Genomic DNA, 21,880 nt, shown 5'->3' with positions numbered 1-21,880 from the left:
AGAGTCCAGGTGGCGGGTCCGCGGTCGCGTACGAGGGCGCTCACTGCCGAGCGCATCATCGAGGTGGCCACCCGGATCTGCGACGAGGAGGACATCGAGGTGCTGACGATCCGTCGGCTCGCCTCGGACCTCGGCGTGGGCGCCATGACGCTCTACAGCTACTTCCGCAGCAAGGAGGAGATCCTCGACGGGATCGCCGACCACGTCATGGGGAACTTCCGGCTGCCCACCGCCGAGGAGACCTCGCCCGAGGCGGTCGTGCGGGCCCTGGCGCTGGCCTTCCTCGACATGATGCGGGAGCACCCCAGCATCGTGCGGCTCTTCGCCACGCGGGTGAGCACCGCTCCGCAGTCCATGCGGGGCGCGTTCGAGGCGGTCATCGGGAGGCTGCGCGAGGCGGGGTTCGCGGACCGGGACGCGGTGCGGGTCTACGGCCTGATCGTGCAGTACAGCCTGGGATTCGCCAGCTACCAGGCCCCCCGCCCGTGGGGGAAGGCGGACCATCCCGAGGCCGAGGAACTGCGGCGCCGCCGCAGGCACTTCTACGGGACCCTGCCGCGTGCGGACTTCCCCAACATGGTGGAGCTCGCCGAGGACATGACCACACTGCCCAGCGACGAACAGTTCCTGTTCGGGCTCGACTGCCTCATCGAGGGCGTTCTGCGGCAGACCGGCGACTGAGACCCGCTGCCCGGTTTCCCCGGCCCCGGGTCCTTCGGCCCGGGGCCGAGCCGTCTTCTCTCCCTGTCCGTCTGTCCGTCTATAGGTCTGCAGGTCTGTCCGTCATGGACGTCCTGTCCGCCATGGGTGCTGTCAGGATCCTTGACGGCATACACCGCACGGTACATAGTACGACCACTTGCGATCGCTGAGCCGACTTCGATTCGGTCCCAGGCGTCCTGCGGTTTCCCGGGCCCGCTGCATCTGTCAGGGGCGCGCCGCCACCACCTCTTCCCACGCCTCGCCCGTCCCTACGGACAAAGGACCCTCATGACAGCAACCCATGGTCGTGACCCCGGCCGGGATCAGAGCACACGAGCGCTGGTCGCGGGCTGGATCGGCACCACCGTCGAGTACTACGACTTCTCCATCTACGGACTGGCCTCGTCGGTGGTGTTCGCCAAGCTCTTCTTCCCCACCTCGGACCCGGTGGTCGGCACGATGCTCTCGCTGTCGACCTTCGCCATCGGCTTTCTGGCCCGGCCGGTCGGCGCGGTGGTGTTCGGGCACTTCGGCGACCGGCTGGGCCGGAAGTCCACGCTGGTCGCCACGTTGGGTCTGATGGGCGTGGCCACCTTCGCGGTGGGCCTGCTGCCGACCTACGGCCAGGTGGGGATCGCGGCGCCGATCCTGCTGATCGTTGCCAGGCTCGCCCAGGGGTTCTCCGTCGGTGGCGAATACGGCGGGGCGGTCCTGATGACCATCGAACACGCGGAGCACGGGAAACGCGGATTCCGGGGCTCGCTGATCAATACCGGCACCTCGGCCGGGCTCCTCCTGGCCAACCTCGTCTTCCTCGGGGTGCTCCAGCTGCCGGACGGCCAACTCCACTCCTGGGGCTGGCGGATCCCGTTCCTGCTGAGCGCGGTGCTCGTCGGGGTGGGCCTCTTCGTGCGGCTCAGCCTGGCGGAGAGCCCCGAGTTCGAGGCGGTCAAGGCGGAGAACACGGTGGACCGGCTGCCCGTGGTCGAGGTGTTCCGCGAGTGCGGCGGACGGGTCGTGCTGATGGCCGGCGGCATCCTGAGCGCGGGGGTGGCCTTCACCCTGGCGAGCGTCTACAGCCTGGAGTACGCCCGCACCGGCCTGCAACTGGACAAGGACACCATGATCGCCGTCCTGCTGCCGGCCACCCTCGTCATCATCGTATGCGTGCCGCTGGCCGGAAAGCTGGCGGACCGGTTCGGAAACCGCAGGGTCTTCCTCGCCGGAGCGGTCTCGCTGATCGTGCTGCCGTTCGTCTGGCTGGCGCTGCTGGAGACCCGGGAGTACTGGCTGATGCTGCTGGGCTTCACGCTCCTGTTCATCGGCTACTCCGCCAACTACGGGGTGGTGCCGGCGTACTTCTCCCAGGTCTTCCCGGCGCGCCTGAGGTTCACCGGTATGTCGATCGGCTTCACCGTCGGGCTGATCGCCGGAAACGCGGTCTCCCCCGACATCGCCACCTATCTGCTGCACACCACCGGCGGGTGGCTGGGCATCGCGGTGTACATGGCCGCGATGTCGGTCGTCTCGGTGATCGCGGGCCTGTTCCTCCGGGAGGAGGGCGACGCACCGCGGCCGCCACGCCATCCGGTTCCGCACGATCCGGCTCCGCGGGTGGCCGACAGCGGCACCGCACAGATCCATTGACTCTCGTACGACGTACCGTACATAGTACTGGCATCAAGCCGAGCCATCAGGAGGAGACCGTGAGCGGGATACGCGTCGGCGTCCGCATACCGCCGTGCGACCGGGTGGACCGGCTGGCCACAACCGCCCGGCGGGCCGAGGAACTGGGCTTCGACCAGGTGTGGTTCCCCGACTCCCAGCTGCTGTGGCGGGACGTGTTCACGGCCCTGACCGCCGCCGCGCTGGGCACCGAGCGGATCGGCCTGGGCAGCGCGGTCACCAACCTGGCCACCCGGCATCCGGCCGTCGTCGCCTCGGCAGCGCGCAGCGTCGCCGAACTGGCCCCCGGCCGGTTCACCCTCGGCCTCGGCGTGGGCAACAGCTCGGTCGGCCCCATCGGCCTGCGCCAGAGCACCGGGGCGGAGCTGCGCGACGGGCTCGCCACGCTGCGGGCGCTGTTCGCGGGGGAGGAGTGGGACTTCAACGGCGTACGGTCCCGGCTGCGGGACCCGGATCCGCACGTGCCGATCCACATGGCCGCCAGCGGCCCCCGCAATCTGCGGCTCGCCGGGGAGATCGCCGACGGTGTCATCCTGCTCAGCGGCGTCTCGCGGAACACCCTCGCCAGTGCCACCGCCCGGGTGCGGGAGGGCGCCGAGGCCGCGGGCCGCAGCGCGGCGGCCATCCCGCTGACGGTCTCGGCGTTCTGTGCGGTGACCGACGACATCGAGGCCGAAGCCCGGCTGCTCAAGCCGATCTGCGCCTCGATCGCCCAGAACGGCGGAGCGCCCTTCCTCGCCCTGGCCGGGATCGAACTGGACGTCCCCGCACGGGTGGAGGGGGTCTATCCGGACCTCGTCCACGCCGAGGACTGGGACGCGGCCGTCGAGATCTGCTCGGCCTGGGTGAGCGATGCGGCGGTGCTCCGCTTCGCCCAGGAGTTCTGCCTGTTCGGATCCGCGAAGGAGATCGCCGAACGGCTCACCGCACTGCACGCCGACGGGGTGACCGATGTGTTCCTCCAGCACGTCGGCTCCTACGACCCGCCCACCGAGCTGATCGAAAGCGTCGGCTCCGAGGTGCTGCCCGCGCTGCGGCCGGACGCCGGCGGGTGAGCGCAGGGGAGGAACTGGTCCGGCGCGGCCACGACGGCCCGCGCACGGCCGGGCCGGACACCCGGCCCCCGGGCGGCCCCGCACATCCTGGACACGTGGGGCTGCGTGGTGGCCGGCGCCCCCGCCGCGCACCGCACACCGCGGTGGCGAACACGGGGGCGCCGTCGTGCATGAGGTTGCTGCTGTCCGTCGGCTAGGAGGCGGTGCACGAACCGATGGTGGGGGCCGACCAGTCCCCGTTCGCCATGACCGTGAAGCCGAAGCTGGTCGTCGCTCCGGCGCCCAGGTTGCCATTGCCATTGGGCCGCATCGTCATGACCTTGCCGCTACTGTCCCAGCTGGGGCTGCCGTTCCAGGTCGTGGAGACGCTCTGTGCGGAACGCACGGTCACCGTCACCGTCCAGCCGCTGATGGCGGAGTTTCCGGCCCGCACCGTCACCTGACCGTTGAAGCGGTCGCCCCACCGCTGTGTCTCGGCGTACGACACGGTGCACGTCCTGCCGCCGCCACCACCATCGCCGCTGCCGCCCAGCGCGGCGAGCACCGCGCTGTACGCGGGCTTCTTGCCGTAGTTGTCGTCGAACAGCAGCGGGGTGCCGCTGGCGCGCCAGGAGTACTTGTCCGGGATGCCCCATACGGTGATCCCGGTGCAGCGGGACACGGCCAGACACGCCTGTGTGACGCGGCGGTAGTTGTCGGCCTGGGCCGAGCCGGAGCCCTCGATGTCCAGCTCGGTGATCTGCACATCGACGCCGAGGGCGGCGAAGCGCTGGAGGTTCTGCTGGTAGTCACCGGGGACCGGGGACTGGCTGTTGAAGTGCGACTGGAAGCCGACGCAGTCGATCGGCACCCCGCGGGCCTTGAAGTCCTTCACCATGTTGTAGACCGCGTTGCTCTTCGCGTTCTGACCGTCGGTGTTGTAGTCGTTGTAGCAGAGTTTGGCGTTGGGGTCGGCCGCACGTGCGGTGCGGAACGCCTCCTCGATGAAGCCGTCACCGAGCTTGTCCTGGAACGGCGAACTGCGCCGCGCACCGCTGTTGCCGTCCTGGAACGCCTCGTTGACCACGTCCCAGGCGTAGATCTTGCCCTGGTAGTGCTGCATCACCTTGGTGATGTGGTTGTTCATCGCCGAGCGCAGGTCGCTTGCGTTCAAACCGCTCACCCAGCCGGGCAGTTGGGAGTGCCAGACCAGCGTGTGGCCGCGGATCTTCATGCCCTTGCCCTGCGCATGGCCGACGATCTGATCGGCCGAGCCGAAGGTGAACGAGTTCCGGGACCTTTCGACGGCGTCCCACTTCATCTCGTTCTCGGGGGTGACGGCGTTGAACTCGGTGTCCAGCGTGGCGGCGTACGGGGATTCGCCGAGGTGGCCCGCGGCCACGGCGGCACCGAAGTACCGGCCCTTGGCGGCCGCCGCGCCGCCGAGGGTGCTCGCGGCGCTGGCGGGACCGGACAGGGCCAGAACACTGGCCGCGGTGAGGAATCCGACCACGCCGAGGCTGAACGCCCTTCGGACGCGTAACCGAGGACGCCGATCTCTGTCTTCCTGACGGGAATTGATGACCATTGCTGTCCCTTCTTCGAAGGCCGAGCGGGTGGCAGTGGTGTGCCGATGGGCAACGATCGCTGCGGAGTATGCTGCGGGACTGACGCAACGTCAACGCTTCCTTCCGGAACTCTTCCGGTAGAAGTGTCCACCGGTTCCCCTGCCCCTCCGCCCTTGAGCTGCGGACCTTCGGTGTGTACGTACCGCTGTCGGCCGTACAGAGGATCTTTCCGAGCTGGTCTCCGAAAAATTTTCGGAGCCGTGGTGACGTGTTATCGGTCATGTGGCCGTGGCCGGAGAGCAGGTGCAGTCAGGTGACGGATACCGTCCCCGGGCCCCTCCGGCGAGGATTCTGCTGCCAATCGACTTTCTGATACACGAGGCGAATATCCATGCGGCAGATAACGCTGGGCGATGTCACCATCACACGCGTCGAGGAATACTACGGACCGGTCGACCTGACACCCCGGGCATTCTTCCCGGAAAGCCCGGCAGAGGTCTGGGGGGACAACGCCTCCTGGCTGGTCCCGGATTTCTACGACCCCGACACCGACAATGTGCGGTCCGCGATTCAGACCTGGGTCCTGCGCAGTGAGGGCAAGACCATTCTCGTCGACACCGGGGTGGGCAACCACAAGCACCGGCCCTACGCGCCGGTGTGGAGCTATCTGAACACCGACTTCCTGGGGAATCTCGCCAGGGCCGGGGTGCGCCCGGAGGACGTCGACATCGTGATCAACACCCATCTGCACGTCGACCACGTGGGCTGGAACACCCGCCTCGACGGCCGCCAGTGGGTCCCGACGTTTCCGAACGCCACCTATATCCTCCCCGAGCGCGACTTCGAGTTCTGGAATCCGGAGAACGGGCACACGCCGTTGCTCGGCCGGGGCAATCAGAATGTCTTCGAGGATTCCGTCGCCCCCGTCCATCAAGCGGGCAAGGCGCTGCTCTGGGACGGCGGTCTCGACATCGACGCCAATCTCCGACTGGAACTCGCCCCCGGACACACCCCGGGATCGTCCGTGCTCGCTCTCGATTCCCGAGGCGAACGCGCGCTCTTCGTGGGGGACCTGCTGCACAGCCCGGTGCAGATCGCGGACCCCGACACCAACAGCTGCTTCTGCGAGAACCCGGCCGAATCCCGCGCCACCCGCCGCCGGATCCTCGGCCGGGCGGCCGAGGAGAACACCCTGGTCTTCCCCGCCCACCTGGGCGGTCATGGCGCCGCGGAGGTGCGGCGCGACGGCGGCGGGTTCGCCATCAAGGAATGGGCGGCCTTCGCGCGCCTGTGACCCCGGACTGCCTGTGATCCGGACCGCCCGCGCCCCGGACCGCCCGCGCCCCGGACCGGAGCGATACCGAGAAACCGAGAAAGAGACACACCCCGCACATGACCAACACCCTGGCCCCCATCGTGGCCACCTCCCAAGGCGCCGTCCGCGGCCGCCGGGAGGAGCACGCCACCGTCTTCCGGCACATCCCCTATGCCGCCCCGCCACGGGGCGCCGCCCGGTTCGCCCCGCCGGTGCCCCACCCGCCGTGGGACGGTGTCCGGGACGCCACCGCCGCGGGCCCCACGGCACCGCAGCCGAAGCGCGACGCGTTCGGCGACCTCGACATGTCCCCGTACTTCGGGCAGGGCTGGGTCCCGGGCGAGGACTACCTCGCGGTGAACGTCTGGACGCCCGACACCGCACGCGACGACCTGCCCGTGATGGTGTTCGTGCACGGCGGCGGCTTCGTGGCCGGTTCCACCCGGTCGGCGCTCTACGACGGCACCGGCTTCGCCCGTGACGGCGTCGTCCTGGTCACCCTCAACTACCGGCTCGGCGTACCCGGTTTCCTGCACCTCCCCGACGCCCCCGACAACCGGGGTCTGCTGGATGTGATCGCGGCCCTGCGCTGGGTCGAGGAGAACATCGCGGCCTTCGGCGGCGACCGGTCCCGGGTGACGCTCTTCGGGCAGTCGGCGGGCGCCACCATCGTGGGCGCGGTGGTGGCCGACCCGCGGGCCGAAGGTCTCTTCCAGCGGGCGATCATCCAGAGCGGCAACGGCCTGGGAGCGTTCACCGCCGCCCAGGCCGACCGGGTCACCCGGGAACTCGCCCGCGGCCTGGGGACCGCCCCGACCGCGGAGGCGCTGGCGTCGGTCCCCGACGAGCGGTTCGTTACGGCCATGCCCCACCTCGCGGGCATCGATCTCAGGGTCGACGGGCACTTCGACCCGCTGATCGGCCTGAGCCCGTTCAGCCTCGTCCTGGACCAGCAGCCGGCCGAGGCCGTGGCCGCCGGCCGCGGCGCGGGCATCGACCTACTGCTCGGGACCAACGCCGAGGAGGGCAACCTCTATCTGGCCCCGCTCGGCCACCTGGCGACCTCGACCGAGGAGGACGTCCACGCCGTGGCGGCACGCTCCCACCCCGACCCCCGGAAGCTGGTGGAGGTCTACCGCCGCGAGCGGCCCGGGGCGTCCGCCGGGGAGCTGCGGTCCGCCATCATGGCGGACGCCCTGTTCGGCGCGGGCACGCGGCGGCTCGCGGCCGCCCACGCCCGGCACCCCTCGGCGCGGACACACGTCTATGAGTTCGCCTGGCGGTCGCGGGCGCTGGACGGGCGGCTCGGCGCCACGCATGTCATGGAGCTGCCGTTCGTGTTCGACCGCACCGATCTGCCGCGGCTCCATGGCCCCGAGGCGCTTCTCGGCCCCGTCGAGCCGCCCGCCGGTCTCGCGTCTCGCGTCCACGCCACCTGGATCCGGTTCGCGAGGACGGGCGACCCCGGCTGGCCCACGTACGACGGCGTTGGCCGGACGACCATGCGCATCGCGGAGGCGTGGACGCGGGTGGCGGACCCCGGCGCCCCGATACGGCGGGCCTGGGAATAGCGCCCGCGCGGACGGTCGTACCGCCGCCCTCACACGGAGCTCGGCTTCGGCGCCCCACGGGACCTCCCGGTGGGCGCCGTTCCGCTTTTCCGTACGCGCCGTCCCGGTGGCGGTGTTTTTCGGTCCCGGCAAGGGCTTGACCAGAGGCGAAGTGGCTCCTACATTCCTCTCACCCTCGAGGTAGATCGATTAACCACTCGTTAACCGCCTGGTTGGAGACCCCCGCAGTGCACTCACCGCTGACTCGGCGCGGCTTCCTCGCCACCGGTTCCGGCCTGGCCGCCGCGACCGTCCTGCCCGGCCTGTCCGGCTGCTCCGCACTGACCGGAGCGGACTCCGATCCCGATACCCTCGTCGTGCACAGCCAGCTGGGCACCACCGCCCCGGGATCGCCGACCTACCTCGCGGCCCTCGACCGGTTCCGCAAGGAGAATCCGGGACTCAAGGTCAAGAACCTCATCAACGGCGACGACCTCGCGCAGGTCTACGAGACCTCGCGGCTGGCCCGCAAGGAGCCGGACGTCGTCATGGTCAACCTCTACGACAAGACGCTGGCCTGGACCGACGTCGGCGCCACGGTCGACGTCAAGGGTTATCTGGACGACTGGGGGCTGCGGGACCGCGTGCTCCCGCAGGCGCTGGCCGAGTGGACCGACGCCAAGGGCCGGGTGCGGGCCTTCCCCTACTTCGCCACCAACTGGCCGATCGCCTTCAACCGGGCCCTGCTGGACCGGGCGGGCGTCGAGCAGATACCCACCACGGGCGACGAGCTGATCGCCGCGGCCCGCAAGCTGCGCGCCAAGGGCATCGCGCCCGTGACCGTCGGCGGCAACGACTGGACCGGGCAGAAACTGCTCGCCCAGATCATCCAGACCTTCCTCACCGAGGACGAGGCCCGGCACGCCTACACCACGGGGGACTTCGGCAGCAGGGGCGCCCGGGAGGGCATCGAGTACTTCGTGACGCTGCGCGACGCGGGCGTCTTCGCCGACAAGGCGCAGGGCCTCACCTCGGACACGATGACCACGCAGTTCAACACCCAGGCCGCGGCGATCGAGTCGGCGATGTCCTCGGCGCTGGCCAAGGTGCCCGAGAAGGTGGCCCGGCACACCGAGGTCGGCGGCTGGCCGCTGACCGGCGGCGCCGTCCACGACAAGCCCACCATCCTGCGCACCTACACCCTCATCGGCTTCTGGATCAGCCCGAACGGCACCAAGAAGATCGACGCCGTCGAGAAGTTCCTGCGCTTCATGTACCGGCCGGACACCGTCTCCCGGTTCATCAAGGAGAGCGGCCGCGACATGGCGCTGCGCTCCGACACCCTCAGCACGGACTTCCCGCTGGTCGCCGCGGCCCAGCGGCTCGGCTCCACGGTCAGCCAGGCGCTGCTGCCCGATGTGTACGTCCCGCCCGCCGCCGCCCAGCCGCTGATCACCGCGACCAGTACCTCCTTCACCCGCGGCACCAGCGCCGCGAAGGTCCGCGCCGCGCTCGAGACCGCGTACCGCTCCGCGTGAACCGCCCGCCCGCTCACTCCTTTCCCGAGCCCGACTCCACGGGAGCCACCTCATGACGACGTTGACGCCGACCCCGGGCGGGGCCGCGGTCCGCCGGCCCGCACCGCCCGCCACCACGGGCCGTAGCGGCACACCCCGGCAGGGCGGCACGATCCTCGCCGTCCCGGCGCTGGTCTGGTACGCGGTCTTCATGATCGGCCCGGTGATCGCCATCTTCGTGATCGCCGCACTGCACTGGCCGGGGATGCTCCAGCCGGTGTCCTTCGCCGGTCTCGGCAACGTCCGCACGGTCCTCGACGACCCCGTCTTCTGGGACGCGGTGCGCAACACCGCCGTCCAGCTGGCGGTGGCGCTGCCCATCATGATCGTGTGTGCCTACATGCTGGGCTACTACGTGGCGCAGAAGCCGCCCGGGCACCGCGTCATCCGCTATCTGCTGTTCATCCCCGGCCTGATCTCCACCCCGGCCAAGGCGATGGTGTTCTACGCGGCGCTGTCCCCGGACGGGCTGGCCAACGGCGCGTTGCAGTCGGTGGGGCTCGGTTCGCTCACCGACGCCTGGCTCGCCTCGCCCTCGACGGCCCTGGCCTGTCTCATCGCCCTGGACGTGTGGAGCGGGATCGGCTTCACCGCCGTCCTGTTCGCGGCCCGGCTCGACAGCGTCCCGGACGACCTCGGCGAGGCGGCGCAGCTGGACGGGGCCGGGCACTGGCGGACCATGTGGCGCATCCACTTCCCCGTGATCCGCGACTATGCCGGCGTCGTCACCATGCTGCAGTTCCTGTGGACCCTCTTCGGCTCGGCCCAGCACGTGCTGCTGCTCACCCAGGGCGGTCCCGGCAGTTCGTCCACGACGCTGTCCTTCCTCGTCTACCAGAAGGCGTTCATCGCGGCCGACCTGGGCTACAGCCAGACCGTCGGCGTCATCCTCTTCCTGGCCGGGCTCGTCGGGCTGCTCACCATCCGCCGCGCGTTCCGCCAGAACTACTGACCCGAAGGCGTCCACCATGAAACTCGGCAAACGCTGGCTGCCCGCACACCTCCTGGTGTGGACCTACGCGGGGCTGCTGATCGTGCCGCTCTACTACTTCCTCGCCTCCGCGTTCAAGAGCAACGAGGAGATCTTCGCCCACCCCTTCGCGCTGCCCTCGTCCTTCGGCTTCGGCAACTTCCGCACCGCCTACGACAGCGCCGACCTGGGGACGGCCGTCGTCAACTCGGCGCTGGTGACCGTCCTCGCGCTGGCGCTGACCCTGTTGCTGGCGCTGCCCGCGGCGTTCGCGCTCGCCCGCTCGACCAGCCGGCTCGCCTCGGCGATGGAGAAGATCTTCTCGCTGGGCTTCCTCATCCCCACGTTCGCGGCGCTCTTCCCCACCTTCCTGCTCGCCGCCGCCACCGGGCTGTTCCACACCCGGCTGTTCATGGTCTTCTTCCTGCCCGCCACGGCGATGCCGCTGTCGGTGGTGATCCTGGTGCAGTTCATGCGGACCATCCCCAGGGAGATGGAGGAGGCCGCCCGGATGGACGGGGCGTCCACCTACACGGTGCTGCGGCACATCTACATACCGATGTGCCTGCCCGGCATCGCGACCGTGCTCCTGCTGAACTTCCTCACCTTCTGGAACGAGTACCTGTACTCGCTGATCATCATCGGCCCCGACCCCGAACAGCGCACCGTGCAGGTGGCCCTGCCCACCCTGAAGGCCATCACCGGCACCGACTACGGCGTCCTGACCGCCGGCACCGTACTGACCCTGGTCCCCGTCTGGATCGTCTACACCGTGCTCCAGAAGCGCATGCAGCAGGCACTCATCAACGGGGCGGTCAAGGCGTGAGCACACCCGCCGTGAAGCAGGGACGGCGCCCCACCATCAAGCAGGTGGCGGCCGCCGCCGGGGTGTCGACCGCGGCCGTGTCCCAGGCGTTCAACGACAAGGGCCGGCTGTCGGAGGCGACCCGGGCGCGCATCCTGGACACCGCGATGGAGCTCGGCTGGTCGCCGAGCGCGTCCGCCGCCGCCCTGCGCAGCGCCCGCACCCGCACCCTCGCCCTCGTCGTCCGGCGCCCCACCGATGTGCTCGGCGCGGACCCGCACTTCAGCGAGCTGATCACCGGCATCGAGGGCGAACTGGCGCCCCGCGGCTACGGTCTGCTGCTGCACCTGGTCGCGGGCGCCCAGGAGGAGAACGCCCTCTACAAGCGGCTGGCGGCCGAGGGCCGCGTCGACGGGGCCGTCCTGACCGACGCCCGCGCGGATGACCCGCGCCCCGCCCTGCTGACCCGCCTCGGCCTGCCCGCCGTACTGCTCGGTCCCCCCGACCGCGCCGCCGCCGTGCCACGTGTGGGCCTCGGCCACCAGGACGCCGCCGTCGAGGAGGTCGTCCGCCATCTGCTCGGCCTCGGACACCGGCGCATCGCCTATGTGGCGGGCCCCGCCGACCTGCGGCACACCCGGCTGCGCGGCGGTGTCTTCGAGACGGCCCTGGGGCAAGCGGGCCTGCGGCCCTACGCGGTCCTGCACACCGACTTCACCGAAGTGTCCGCCGTCGCCGCCACCCAGGCCCTGCTGGAGCCCGCCGACCGCGCCACGGCCATCGTCTACGCCAACGACTCCATGGCCATGTGCGGCATCGGCGCAGCCCAGCGCGGCGGGCTGCGCGTCCCCGACGATCTGTCCGTCGTCGGCTACGACAACCTGACGCTCGGCCGCTGGCTGCACCCTGGGCTGACCACGGTCGACCAGCAGGTGCGGCGGGTCGGCGCGGCCGCCGCCCGGCTGCTCCTGGCACGCTGCGGCGAGGACGTCGAGGAGACGGTGCTCGACGACCGGCCGCGGCTGGTCGTCCGCGAGTCCACCGGACCCGCCCCCGGCTGACACCCGACCCGGCCCCGCTCAGGGCACCCCCCACCCGCACCACCGACACCCGAGAAGGACCATGCGACGCCACAGCGCCCAGCTCATCCACCACCCCGCCGTCCTGCCCTGGCTCGGCGCCAACTTCTGGTCCCGCACCGGCGGGCCCCTGATGTGGCGCGACTACGACCCGAAGACGGTTCGCGCGGAACTGCGGGTGCTGCACGAGCACGGCCTGACGATGACCCGGTCGTTCTTCTACTGGCCGGACTTCCATCCGCAGCCCGACCGCGTCGACGAGACGCTGTGCGAACGCTTCCGCGACTTCCTCGACGCCCACACCGAGATCGGCATGGGGACGGTGCCCACCTTCATCGTCGGCCACATGTCGGGCGAGAACTGGGACCCCGCCTGGCGCGGCGGCCGCGACCTCTACGAGGACGTGTGGATGGTCGGCCGCCAGGCGTGGTTCGTGTCCCAGATGACCCGCCGCTTCAAGGACCACCCGGCGGTCACCGGCTGGCTCATCACCAATGAGATGCCCGGCTACGGCCGGATCTACCAGGTGGACCCGCCCTCCTCCGATGTGGTGACGGCCTGGGCGCAGGCCATGTGCAACGCCGTACGGGCGGCCGGCGGCACCCAGCCGGTCTCCCTCGGCGACGGCGCGTGGGGCATCGAGGTCACCGGCCGCGACAACGGCTTCTCACTGCGCGAGACCGCCGAGTACGTGGACTTCGTGGGCCCGCATGTCTACCGCTCGGACACCGACCGGCCCCGTCAGCATCTGCGCGCCGCCTTCGAATGCGAACTGGCGTCGGTCACCGGACAGCCCGTCGTCCTGGAGGAGTTCGGCCTCTCCACGGACACCGTCTCCGACCGCAACGCGGCCGTCTACTACCGGCAGACCCTCCACAACTCCCTGCTCGGCGGGGCCACGGGCTGGATCGCCTGGAACAACACCGACTACGACGACCTGTGGGACCGCTCGCCGTACGACCACCACCCCTTCGAAATGCACTTCGGCATCACCGACAGCACCGGCGCCCCCAAGGCGCCACTGCTCGAACTCGCCTCGTTCGCCAAGGTGTTGAAGGGCGTGGACTTCGCACACTGCCGCCGCGCCGACGCGGACGCGGCGCTGGTCGTGCCCGCCTTCCTGGAGCGCGGCTACCCCTACAGCAGGCCCGCCGACCGCCCGCTGATCTTCACCTCCCTGCACCAGAGCTATGTCGCCACCCGCGCCGCCGACCTGCCGGTGGGCTTCATCCGGGAGGCCGACGGACTGCCCGGCGACGCGGCCCTGTATCTGCTGCCGGCCACCCGCCAGCTCACCACCCGCACCCGGCGTGAGCTGGAGCGCCGCGCCCGCGCGGGCGCCACGGTCTACCTCTCGTTCTGCTCCGGCGAACACCCCGGGACCCGCGGCCCGTGGTTCGACGACCTGGACGGGCTGTTCGGCGTCGAACTGCAGCTCTCCTACGGTGTCGCCGAGCCCATCGAGGACGACGTCCTGGAGATGACGTTCACCGAGGACTTCGGCGGGCTGAGCGCCGGGACCTCACTGCGCTTCCCCGTCGCGGGCAACGAGGACAGCCGGGCGTATCTGCCGGTCGTTCCGCGGGACGCCCGGGTGGTGGCCGTCGACGCCCACGGCCGGCCCGCCCTCCTGGTGCACGACACCGGGCGCGGCCGCACCGTCCTGGCCACCTACCCCCTGGAGCACATGGCCGCCCGCACCGCGCGCGCCAACCCCGAGGACACCCACCGGCTGTACGCGGCGCTCGCCGACGTCGCCGGGGCCCGCCGCCCGGTGACGGTCGACAGCCCCCACGTCGGCGCGGACCTCCTCGTCCACGACGACGGGCGCCGCTTCGTGTGGCTGGTCAGCCAGAGCGCCGAGGAGCTCACCGTCCGCCCCGACGCCGACGGCACCCTGTGCGACCTCGCTTCCGGCACACCGGTCGCGGAGGTGCCGCTCGCCCCGTACGGGGTGCGCGTCCTGGAGCTGCGGTGACCGGCCACCGCTACCGCGACCCCGCCGCGCCCGTGGCCGAGCGGGTCCGCGACCTGCTGGGGCGCATGACGCTCACCGAGAAGGTCGGCCAGGTCAACCAGCGCATGTACGGCTGGCACGCCTACGAGCGGCACGGCGACGGCCATCGGCTCACCGATGCCTTCCGCGCCGAGGTCGCCGCGTACGACGGGATGGGCGCCCTGTACGGGCTGCAGCGGGCCGACGTCTGGTCCGGTGTCGGCTTCGCCGACGGCATCACGGCGGCGGACGCGGCGCGGGTCGCCGAAGCGGTGCAGCGGCACGTCGTGGAGAACACCCGGCTGGGCATCCCGGTGCTGTTCGTCGAGGAGGTTCCCCACGGCCACCAGGCCCTGGACGGCACCGTGTTGCCGGTCAACCTCGCCGTCGGTGCCACCTGGGACCCCGGGCTCTACGAGGCGGCGGCGGCCGCGGTCGGCGCGGAGGTGCGGGCGCGGGGCGGCCATGTGGCGCTCGTCTCCGCCCTCGACCTGGTGCGCGACCCGCGCTGGGGCCGCGCGGAGGAGTGCTTCGGCGAGGACCCGTATCTGGCGGCCCGGCTCACCGAGGCGCTGGTGCGGGGCATGCGCACCGCCGACGTGGCCGTCGTGCTCAAACACTTCGCCGGACAGGGGGCCACCGTCGGCGGACGCAACAGCGCGGCCACCGAACTGGGCGCCCGCGAGATGCACGAGATCCATCTCGCGGCGGCCCGGGCCGGGATCCGCGCCGGGGCCGCCGGTGTGATGGCGGCCTACAACGAATTCGACGGTCTGCCCTGTGCCGCCAGCCGCCCGCTGCTGACCGAACTCCTGCGGGAGCGGCTGGAGTTCGACGGCATCGTGATGGCGGACGGCGCCGCCGTCGACCGGCTGGTCCGGCTCACGGGCGACCAGGTGGCCGCGGGCGCCCTGGCCCTGAACGCCGGATGCGATCTGAGCCTCTGGGACGCCTGCTTTCCGCGGCTGGCCGAGGCGGTCGCCCAGGGGCTCGTGACGGAGCGGACCCTGGACGCCGCCGTGGCCCGGGTCCTGGCGCTCAAGTTCCGCCTGGGCCTCTTCGAGCAGCCCTCTACGCGTGCGGCTGAACAGCCCGTTGACGCGCGCGAGTTGAGCGAGCGCGTCGCCCGAGCGTCCATCACCCTGCTCGCCCACGACGGGGGAGTCCTGCCACTGGCGCCCTCCACCCGCCGGATCGCCGTCCTCGGCCCGAACGCCGACTCCATCGCCCAGCAGATCGGCGACTACACCGCCCCACAGCACCCCGGCTCCCACCATGTCACGGTCCTGGACGGCATCCGGTCGGCCGCCCCGCCGGACACCGAGATCGGCTACGCGCCCGGGTGCGATCTGGTCGGCGGGGATCTCTCCGGTGTCCCGGAGGCGGCCGCGCTGGCGGCGGAGGCGGACATCGCGGTCCTCGTCCTGGGCGGGTCCAGCGCGCGCTCGGGCGACACCTCCTTCGACACCAATGGCGCGGCCGTCGTGACCTCCGCCAACCCCGGCGGTATGACGTGTGGCGAGGGCGTCGATCTGGCCGATCTGCGCCTGCCCGACGGGCAGTTGGCGCTCCTGGACGCGGTGGCGGCCACCGGCGTGCCGGTCGTGGTGGTCCTCGTCCAGGGCCGTCCGCACGCCCTGCCCGACCTCTCCGGCACCGCCGGGGCGGTGCTGAGCGCCTGGTACCCGGGGCCGTGGGGCGGCCGGGCCATCGCCGATGTGCTGTTCGGCGCGGCCGGGCCCGAGGGGCGGCTGCCGGTGTCCGTCCCCCGGTCGGCCGCGCAGCTGCCGGTGTTCTACAACGCCAAGGACCACGGCTACCGCGGCTATGTGGACCAGCCCGCCACGGCCCGCTACGCCTTCGGCCACGGCCTGTCGTACACCACGGTCGACTACGCGCCGCCACGGCTCTCCCGCGCCCGGGTGACCCCGGACGATCCCACCCTCATCTGCCGGGTCACCGTGCGCAACACCGGCGAGCGGCCGGTGCGCGAGACGGTCCAGCTCTATCTGCGGCGGCTGTCGGGAGGCTCCTCCTGGCCCCGCGTCCGCGAGCTGCGCGGATTCGCCCGCCTCGACCTGCGGCCGGGGGAGGAGGCCGAGGCCGTGTTCGCGATCGACGCCGACACCCTCGCCTCCGTCACCCGCGACCTCGGCCTCGCCGTCGAGCCCGGAGAGCTGATGCTGGAGACCGGTCCGTCCTCCGCCGAGACCCAGGGGGCGCGGCTGGTGGTCGACGGATCCGGGCCGGAAGCGGGGTTCGGTCCGGGGCGTACTCGACACTTCGAGCGGGCCGTCCTACAGTCACCTGCCCGGCAGGGATCGCCCGGCCGCTGACCAGGGGAAGGCCGCATGCCGACCAGGAGATCACTCAGGTATCTGACGGGACTCGCGGCCACCCTCGCGCTGCTGGCCACGGCGCCGGGGCCGGTCGCCACCGCGCAACAGCCAGCCGCGCGACAGCCAGCCGCGCAACAGCCAGTCGCGCAACAGTCCGCCGAGCCCGCCACCCGCGCCACCGCCCCGGCCGCCACTCCCATCGCCGACACCTGGCAGGCGCCGCTGTCCACCCGTGGCCGCTACATCGTCGACGCCAAGGGCGACCGCTTCCGGCTGAAGTCGGCCAACTGGGACGGTGCGCAGGGGTCGTGGACCGGAAGCGGCAGCGTCGACGACCCGGCCAACCACCACGCCGGCCAGAACTCCCACGGCATCCCCCTCGGCCTGGACCGGGTCCCCCTGCCGACGCTGCTCGCCGACTTCCACCGGCTCGGCATCAACAGCATCCGGCTGCCGTTCTCCAACGAGATGATCCACGCCACCGCGACCGTGCCGGACGGTGCCGTGGCCGCCAACCCGCAACTGCGCGGAAAGACACCGCTGCAGATCTTCGACGCCGTGGTGTCCGCCCTCGGCCGCGACGGGTTCGCCGTCATCCTCAACAACCACACCAACACCACCCGCTGGTGCTGCGGAATCGACGGCAACGAGCGGTGGAACAGCGGCCAGACCACCCAGAAGTGGATCGACGACTGGGTCCTCATGGCCCGCCGTTACGCCGATGAGCCACGCGTCGTGGGCGCCGACCTCTACAACGAGGTGCGCCGCGACATCCTGGACGACCCCAACTGGGGGCTCGGCGACGCGCACGACTGGTACGCCGCCGCGCAACAGGCCGCCGACCGCATCCTCACCGACGGCAACCCCGACCTCCTCATCGTGATCGAGGGCATCAACTGGACGGGGATACCGGTCGACGGACTGCCCCATGAACGGCCCACCCTGGCGCCCGCGCGCACCCTCTCGCACACCCTCGTGAACACCCACAAGCTGGTCTACTCCGCCCACTTCTACGGATACACCGGCCCCCGCCACAGCGGCGCCACCGGCGTCGGCGAGACCCACGACCCGCGGTACCAGGACCTGAGCCGCGACGAACTCCGTAAAGTCCTCACCGACCAGGCGTTCTTCGTCGCCGAGGACACCGGGCGGCACTACACCGCACCCGTGTGGATCAGCGAGTTCGGCATCGGAGCGGCCGAGACGGGCACCCGCCCGCGCGCCTGGTTCACCAACCTCACCGACTACTTCGCCGACCACGACGCCGACTTCGCCTACTGGCCACTGGTGGGCTGGGAGGGCAAGGACGACTGGGCGCTGCTGCACTACGACTCCACGGGCCACCGCACCGGAATCCTCGACCAGGGCGACTGGCGCGCCACGCCCTGGCAGCGGCTGATGACCGCGCCCGGGCACACCGGGCCCGTCGACCCCGTCCCCGCCTGGCGCATGCTCGCCACCGACCACGGCGACCAGGTGCAGTCGCTGATCGAGCGGGCCCACGGCGACTGGGATCCGGGCGCCTACAAGGCCGCTTGCCCCGACGGGCTGCGGCTGATCGGCCTCGGTCACACCGCCGGGCGCGGACTGTGCACCGACACCGGCGCCGACGACCCGCGCGCCCCCGGCACCGCCCATACGGTCGTCACGGACGAGCGGTATGTCCCGGCCGGTGGCGACTGGGCCTCCGGCTACACCAAGTTCCAGTGCCCCTCGGACCAGTTCCTGATCGGCTACAGCCGCCGCGGCGGCCGGGTGTCCGCCGCGCTGTGCGCCCCGGCCCGCGACCCGCTCGGCACCACGGGGCGCACCGTGTGGTTCGACCGGTCCGACAACCGGCCCGCCGACGCCGCCGGGGGCGACTTCGCCCACGGCGCCTACAAGGGGCAGTGCGCGGCCGACGAATACGCCGCCGGGATCGCCTTCACCACGCGCGTGGGCAGCTCCGGGAGCCCGGACGCGCTGCTGTGCCGCCGCCTGACCTGAGCCCGCGAGTCGTTCCGCGACCCTTGCCCGAATCTGACGGTCCGTCATATCGTGAGGTGGTGCGCGCAGCCGTTGTCGCACGACACCCGCCGAACCGGATCAGGAGTTACGGGTGGAGCCGCACACCACACCCGGGACCGCGCCGAAAGTACGTGCCCGCGCGGTGACCCGCACCTTCGGGCACGGAACCCGGCAGGTGCACGCCCTCGGACCACTCGACCTCGACGTCCAGCACGGGGAGTTCTGCTGCATCGTCGGCCCGTCCGGCTGCGGCAAGTCCACGTTCCTGCGCATCGTCGCCGGACTCGTCCGCCCCAGCGGCGGTGAGGTCGAGCTGCGCGCGGGCCGCCGCCATCCGGCCGCGATGATCCCGCAGGACTACGGGATCTACGACTGGAAGACCGTGCTGGCCAACGTCCGCTTCGGCCTCGATGTGCAGCGCGTGCCACGCAGGGCCGCCGACGCGCGGGCCAGGGACTGGCTGCACCGGCTCGGTCTCGCCGACTTCGCCGACGCCTACCCCGCCACCCTGTCGGGCGGGATGCGGCAGCGGGTGGCGATCGCCCGCGCGCTCGCGGTGGAGCCGGAGGTGCTGCTGCTGGACGAGCCGTTCGCCGCGCTCGACGCCCAGTTGCGCACCATCCTCCAGGACGAGCTGCTCGCGGTGTGCCAGGCGACCCGTACCACCGCGCTGTTCGTCACCCACAGCCTGGAGGAGGCGATCGTGCTCGGGGACCGGGTGGTGGTGATGTCGGCCAGGCCCGGCAGGGTGATCGCCGAACGCCGTCCGCCGTTCGACCGCCCGCGCACCGGGGCGATGCGCCGCGCTCCCCGGTTCGCCGCGCTGCGGTCCGAGCTGTGGGAGCTGCTGCGCGACGAGGTCCAGCGGGCCGGGGCCGGTGCCGCCGCTCCCGCTGACCCGGTGTCGGACCCGGTGTCGGACCCGGTGGGGAAGCCCTCATGAAGGGCGAGAGTGCGCCCGCCTCGGCCCGGACCGCCCGGCCCGGTGCGGCGGACGGCGGGCCTGCCGAGACCGTGCTGGTGCGGTGCCCCGGACCGGGGGAGCGCGACCCCGTCCGCGCCCACCGGCGCCGCCGCGGCATCGAGCTGGCCCTCGCCCTGGCCGTGCCCGCCGCGCTGATCCTGCTGTGGCAACTCGCCGCGGATCGGCACTGGATCGACTCGCGTATCTACCCCGCGCCGTCCACCATCGCGGCGGACGGCTGGCAGCGCGCCGCCGACGGCAAGCTGTGGCCGGACGTATGGGCCACGCTCCAGCGGGTGGTCGCCGGGTACGCGCTCGGCACCGCCGCGGGCTATCTCTTCGGGCTGGTGATGGGCGCGCTGCGGATGGTCCGCGCCGCGCTGGAGCCCTTGCTCGACGCCCTGTACGTGGTGCCCAAGCTCGCGCTGCTCCCGGTGTTCCTCAATATGTTCGGCCTCGGTGAGGGCCCTCAGATCGCCCTCGTCGCGACCACCGTCTTCTTCTTCGTCTGGATCTCCACGATGGCCGCCGTGATGGGCGTCGCCGAGGGCTACCGGGAGGCCGGGCAGGTGTTCGGCGCCGGTCCCTGGCAGATGTTCCGCCATGTCCTGCTGCCCGCCTCGCTGCCACAGGTCCTGGTCGGCATGCGGGTCGCGTCCGGAGTGGCGGTGCTGGTCATCGTCGCCTCCGAGCAGATCGCCGCGAACGACGGCCTCGGCCATCTGATCTTCGACTCGCGGACGCTGTTCCAGAACGACGTGATGTTCGTCGGCATCGTCTGCGTGGCCGTGCTCGGCGTGGTCTTCTCCGAACTCGTCCGGTTCATCGGCCGCCGGCTCACCCCCTGGGCGCCACGGGACCGCGGCCGGCCCCGGCCCTGACCCGCACCCCGGCCTTGACCCGCACCCCGGCCTTGACCCGCACCCCGGCCTTGACCCGCACCCCGGCCCTGACCACCCCGGCCCTGACCCGCACCCCGGCCCTGACCACCCCGGCCTTGACCCGCACCCCGGCCCTGACCACCCCGGCCCTGACCCGCACCCCGGCTCCGACTCCAGCCCCGGAAGGCGGCACCCATGGCCCGGAGACCCTCCCTCGCCCGCGCCCTGATCACGGGCCTGACCCTGCTCGGCGTCCTCGGCTCCCTCGCCGCCTGCGATGCGCAGACCTCGGAGTCGGCGCGCTCCGGCACATCGGCCAAGCCCCGCCCGATTGCCCCCGTCGCGGGCTGCGCCAAGGGCTGGACCGACCCCGCCGACGCCTCCGCCGACCGCGCGCCCGCCCGCTGTGCGCCCGGCGCGCCCTTGCCAAAGCCGCTGAAGAAGAAGACGAAGATCGTCGTCTCCGCCAGCACGCTGACCGCCGAGTACCTCGCGCCCCTGCGGATCGCCATGGCCAAGGGCGAGTTCGGCAAGGAGAAGCTCGATGTCGAACTGAAGCTGCTGCCCACCCCGGACGCGCTTCCGCTGCTCGCCAAGGGCGATATCGACGTCCAGTACGCGGCGCCGGAGGCCGCCGTGCTCAACGGCATCCGTCAGGGCTTCGCCATTCGCTGGGTCGCCGGCAACTTCACCCCCGCGCCCGGCTCCAGGAGCGGCTTCTGGGCCCGGCTGAAACCGGGGGAGACGGCGGACGAGGTCAGCCTCAAGGACCGTACGGTCGGCACGCTCATCGGCAAGGGCTCGGTCATCATGTACCCGATGGAGAAGGTGCTCTCCGCGCACAGGGCCGACGTGGACAGCGTCCGCTTCCAGCAGCTGGGCCCGGCCGAGGTCCTCACCTCGCTGAAGAACGGCGGAGTGGACGCGGCATGGCTGCTCGACCCGGTGTGGCGCCAGGTGGACGGCGACGCGGGCTACGCCTTCCTCGGCGGCCAGCCGCGCGGCGAACCGCTCGGCGGGCTGCTGTTCGGCCCCGATCTGCTGACCGGGGACCCGGACGCGGGGGTGGCGTTCCTGCGCGCCTACATCCGCACCGTCAACACCTACTTCGCCGGGGACTACAAGAAGGACGAGGCGTTCCTCGACGACCTCGGCGAGGCGCTCAAGACCGAGCCGGACACCCTGGCCGCCGTCCCGTCGCTGCGCATGGACTGGGAGATCCGCGAGGGCACGGTGGACCGGCTGCAGAAGGCGTACGCCACCGCCGGGGTGGTCGAGGGCGATCCCCTGCCCGAGGACCAGGTCGTGGACCGCTCGTTCTACGCGGAGGCGGTCGGCCACCGGCCCTAGGCTCTCCTTTCCGGCCCGGCGGCGCGGGCGCGCGCCCGCGCGGCGGGAGAGGGAGCG

General features: G+C 71.6%; 17 protein-coding genes. 15 read left to right on the top strand and 2 right to left on the bottom strand.

Going from position 1 to position 21,880, the window contains the following annotated elements; translation table 11 throughout:
• Positions 1–9 precede the first annotated feature (9 nt).
• The 3 genes from J8403_RS08100 (at position 10) to J8403_RS08090 (ending at position 3,443) form a co-directional block, all read left to right on the top strand.
• Complete coding sequence (locus tag J8403_RS08100; protein ID WP_246585758.1) at positions 10–681, top strand: TetR/AcrR family transcriptional regulator; 672 nt, start codon at positions 10–12, stop codon at positions 679–681.
• 309 nt (positions 682–990) lie between these two features.
• Entirely contained in the window at positions 991–2,349 is a 1,359-nt protein-coding gene (locus J8403_RS08095) for an MFS transporter (RefSeq protein ID WP_211122570.1), read from the top strand.
• 68 nt (positions 2,350–2,417) lie between these two features.
• The gene (locus tag J8403_RS08090) at positions 2,418–3,443 is read left to right on the top strand and encodes an LLM class flavin-dependent oxidoreductase (protein ID WP_211128136.1); all 1,026 of its coding nucleotides are present in this window, start codon (positions 2,418–2,420) and stop codon (positions 3,441–3,443) included.
• A gap of 193 nt (positions 3,444–3,636) precedes the next feature.
• Here J8403_RS08090 and J8403_RS08085 read toward each other — a convergent pair whose 3' ends face one another.
• Entirely contained in the window at positions 3,637–5,010 is a 1,374-nt protein-coding gene (locus tag J8403_RS08085) for a glycoside hydrolase family 10 protein (RefSeq protein ID WP_211122569.1), read from the bottom strand.
• Positions 5,011–5,381: 371 nt separating this feature from the next.
• Between J8403_RS08085 and J8403_RS08080 the strand changes: the two genes are divergently transcribed.
• From J8403_RS08080 to J8403_RS08030, 11 genes are all read left to right on the top strand, one after another.
• Entirely contained in the window at positions 5,382–6,284 is a 903-nt protein-coding gene (locus J8403_RS08080; protein ID WP_211122568.1) for an MBL fold metallo-hydrolase, read from the top strand.
• 98 nt (positions 6,285–6,382) lie between these two features.
• Positions 6,383–7,876, top strand: a complete 1,494-nt coding sequence (locus tag J8403_RS08075) for a carboxylesterase/lipase family protein (protein WP_211122567.1) — start codon at positions 6,383–6,385, stop codon at positions 7,874–7,876.
• Positions 7,877–8,103: 227 nt separating this feature from the next.
• On the top strand, positions 8,104–9,393 hold the full coding sequence (locus tag J8403_RS08070) for an ABC transporter substrate-binding protein (RefSeq protein ID WP_211122566.1): 1,290 nt from the start codon (positions 8,104–8,106) through the stop codon (positions 9,391–9,393).
• Positions 9,394–9,445: 52 nt separating this feature from the next.
• The gene (locus tag J8403_RS08065; RefSeq protein WP_211122565.1) at positions 9,446–10,384 is read left to right on the top strand and encodes a carbohydrate ABC transporter permease; all 939 of its coding nucleotides are present in this window, start codon (positions 9,446–9,448) and stop codon (positions 10,382–10,384) included.
• Positions 10,385–10,400: 16 nt separating this feature from the next.
• Positions 10,401–11,228 (top strand): carbohydrate ABC transporter permease, encoded by an 828-nt coding sequence (locus J8403_RS08060; protein WP_211122564.1) that lies wholly within the window; start codon positions 10,401–10,403, stop codon positions 11,226–11,228.
• Positions 11,225–12,268, top strand: coding sequence for a LacI family DNA-binding transcriptional regulator (locus J8403_RS08055; RefSeq protein WP_211122563.1), 1,044 nt, complete (start codon positions 11,225–11,227; stop codon positions 12,266–12,268). The genes J8403_RS08060 and J8403_RS08055 overlap by 4 nt, the downstream gene beginning before the upstream one ends.
• A 61-nt stretch (positions 12,269–12,329) precedes the next feature.
• Positions 12,330–14,264: a glycoside hydrolase 5 family protein gene (locus J8403_RS08050; protein ID WP_211122562.1), complete on the top strand. Its 1,935-nt coding sequence runs from the start codon at positions 12,330–12,332 to the stop codon at positions 14,262–14,264.
• Positions 14,261–16,618 carry a glycoside hydrolase family 3 N-terminal domain-containing protein gene (locus J8403_RS08045; RefSeq protein ID WP_246585757.1) on the top strand — a complete coding sequence of 786 codons (2,358 nt, stop codon included), beginning with the start codon at positions 14,261–14,263 and terminating at the stop codon, positions 16,616–16,618. The genes J8403_RS08050 and J8403_RS08045 overlap by 4 nt, the downstream gene beginning before the upstream one ends.
• A gap of 15 nt (positions 16,619–16,633) precedes the next feature.
• Complete coding sequence (locus J8403_RS08040; RefSeq protein WP_211122561.1) at positions 16,634–18,607, top strand: glycoside hydrolase family 5 protein; 1,974 nt, start codon at positions 16,634–16,636, stop codon at positions 18,605–18,607.
• Positions 18,608–18,719: 112 nt separating this feature from the next.
• Positions 18,720–19,571, top strand: a complete 852-nt coding sequence (locus tag J8403_RS08035; protein WP_211122560.1) for an ABC transporter ATP-binding protein — start codon at positions 18,720–18,722, stop codon at positions 19,569–19,571.
• Positions 19,568–20,473: an ABC transporter permease gene (locus J8403_RS08030; protein WP_246585756.1), complete on the top strand. Its 906-nt coding sequence runs from the start codon at positions 19,568–19,570 to the stop codon at positions 20,471–20,473. The genes J8403_RS08035 and J8403_RS08030 overlap by 4 nt, the downstream gene beginning before the upstream one ends.
• Here J8403_RS08030 and J8403_RS08025 read toward each other — a convergent pair.
• Entirely contained in the window at positions 20,430–20,633 is a 204-nt protein-coding gene (locus J8403_RS08025) for a hypothetical protein (RefSeq protein ID WP_211122559.1), read from the bottom strand. The two genes, J8403_RS08030 and J8403_RS08025, sit on opposite strands and share 44 nt — an antisense overlap.
• A 35-nt stretch (positions 20,634–20,668) precedes the next feature.
• On the opposite strand from J8403_RS08025, the gene J8403_RS08020 reads away from it, so the two are divergent.
• Positions 20,669–21,823, top strand: a complete 1,155-nt coding sequence (locus tag J8403_RS08020; protein ID WP_211122558.1) for an ABC transporter substrate-binding protein — start codon at positions 20,669–20,671, stop codon at positions 21,821–21,823.
• Positions 21,824–21,880 lie beyond the last annotated feature (57 nt).

This window comes from Streptomyces yatensis (assembly GCF_018069625.1).
Lineage (GTDB): Bacteria > Actinomycetota > Actinomycetes > Streptomycetales > Streptomycetaceae > Streptomyces > Streptomyces yatensis.
The sequence above is the reverse complement of the archived record's forward strand: the minus strand, read 5'-3'. Positions and strand labels throughout refer to the sequence as shown.